This is a genomic window from methanotrophic endosymbiont of Bathymodiolus puteoserpentis (Logatchev) (genome assembly GCF_900128525.1).
In the GTDB taxonomy this organism is placed as follows: Bacteria; Pseudomonadota; Gammaproteobacteria; order Methylococcales; family Methylomonadaceae; genus Methyloprofundus.
This window is the reverse complement of record NZ_FQTQ01000196.1, coordinates 1-2,025: the sequence shown is the minus strand read 5'-3', so window position 1 is coordinate 2,025 and position 2,025 is coordinate 1. Positions and strand designations below refer to the sequence as shown.

Sequence of the window (2,025 nt, the reverse complement as noted above, 5' to 3'; positions counted from 1 at the left end):
TGCAGAGGGTTTTAAAGAGTCAATGCGAATTGTATTTGATGAGCACCTGAGGCAATGGAATTATACTGCCATTCCTGACGCAACAACTTTATAAGTTGCCTAAGTTATTTCATGCACATTCCTTAATAAGTCCCGTATCACTTTTAATAGGTTCTGGGTTGGTAATGGATAGTTCACCATATTGCGCGTTAATATACAGGCCTTCCCAACCTGCATTGAAGATATTTTTTGTAATAGCAACACCGTTAGCTTGTTCATCACCATAATTAGGGTGAATTAAGACGCCCATATAGGTTTTAAGGTGATCAATCCTGTGTAAACGGCGTTCTTCAAAGGCGGATTCATTCCAAAGGCTAGCCCAGACTTGTTTGATGCTGTTAATTAACTTGCCTTCTTTGGGTTTGTGGGTAAATGAGCTGTATAAACCCGCGCCATTAAAACCTTCCAAGTCTTCATTATTGGTGCTTGAGCGTACGCGGAGTTTTTGCTTGAAAGGTTCACCTACTGGCTCCCAAAAAAGGTGGACTGTTTCAATCTGATCAATCATTGCTTGAGGGGCTTCTGCTTGTTCGATTAAATCACGTAGATCTGCTAAGCGTTGTCTGCGTATCTCAAGGCTTTGCTGGAATTCCTTATCTGCGAGTAGTTGTGCGATATATTCATTTAATGACATGCTGTCATTTCTTGTGCATAGCTTTTGTAGTTCATTAGCACAACGCTGTAAGTTCATAAAATTATCGTAGAGTGCAAAGGGTAGTGCATAGCCCTTAGGGGGAATACCTTCGTCTAAGATTTTGGCTAATTCAGCAACATTTGCCGCTTTAACACCAACTCGTATCCAGTCATTAAACCCTAGCTCTTTGAGTGGAGTTGGCACAGTAAGGCTTAAGTCGCCTTCGGGGATTGTCACTTCGCTCGGTATTTTATCTGCTAACCATTGCAAAGCGGTCGCTTCGGATGCAGCTTCAATAACGATGCCATCATCGTCAGTGTAGTAATGCACCCATTGGCCAATAAGGCTGCTAATGCTTGGATCAGTGAGTGCATTTTTAATATAGGCATTGGGTGTATTGTTCTGTCTCGCCTTTAAATTGATGTGTGAGAGTGGTGTTTGTGGCTCTGTGGTGATAATGCCACCAGCATGGGCGATTGTATTAGGGATAAAAGTATAAATAGCAATAATGTCTTCGCTAAGATGACTGTCGCCGGGGGTGAATACTTTAAGGCGGCCGTAAGCTTCGCCTTTATTGAGTATGGCGGAGTCGAGCTGAGAGAATAATTGGTTAGTTTGAATGGTGCGTATATTTTTATCGGTAAATTCTTGTGCATGCGTTAAGCCAACGGGATGGTAGGCGAGCGGGCTAGGCAAAAATGGCATGGCGGCACTCAGCGTACGATAGGCTTGTTCTATTAGTCTGGCGGGCACTGGGTCAGTGGGCCAGAATTCGAGTGCGTATATACCTAGATTATCACCATCATTATAGTTGTCATAAGCAACAACAGAGCCTACTAGGTAGTTTCTGCGGTTTCTAAAATAAGTTTCTGTATTAAATTGTGCGAGGCCTGAGTCATAGCTAATATTTTGATAGCGGTTTAGTATATTGCGCACAAAATTATAGTGTAAGGGTGTTGTATTAGAGTTCATGAAAAACAAAACAGGGTTGTTGCTATTGAGGTCTGTCATGATAAATTTCAATTCTCGCACACCAGATAAATCGAGTGTATTGGCTTTAGCGGCTAAAGTATCAAAGTCCATGCGCTTTGAGAGAAGAACAGCGCCTTTATTTTGTGCTAATGGCCAGATATAGCTTTGTGTCCCCGTTACATCATAGACGTTTTTTAATAAAAACGGTTCTGTCGCAAGTATAAGTTAATTGTGGGATTTCTGTCGCACCTCCGGGTAAATTCTGAGATAATTCCCCCTTATTTCCCAATGTGCATAAAATAAAATCATGATCAGCTTTAAAGGGACACACTTTCCCAAAGACGTTATTCTTTATGCGGTTTTCTTTTATGTCAGGTATG

At 41.6% G+C, this 2,025-nt stretch carries 1 protein-coding gene and 1 pseudogene; one reads left to right on the top strand and one right to left on the bottom strand.

Annotated features, from left to right (window positions below; all coding sequences use genetic code 11):
• Positions 1–109: 109 nt before the first annotated feature.
• Complete coding sequence (locus BQ7314_RS14310; RefSeq protein WP_174484371.1) at positions 110–1,756, bottom strand: PEP/pyruvate-binding domain-containing protein; 1,647 nt, start codon at positions 1,754–1,756, stop codon at positions 110–112.
• Between the two features lie 196 nt (positions 1,757–1,952).
• Between BQ7314_RS14310 and BQ7314_RS14305 the strand changes: the two are divergent.
• Positions 1,953–2,025 (top strand): annotated as a pseudogene (locus BQ7314_RS14305) (IS6 family transposase); the annotation flags it as partial.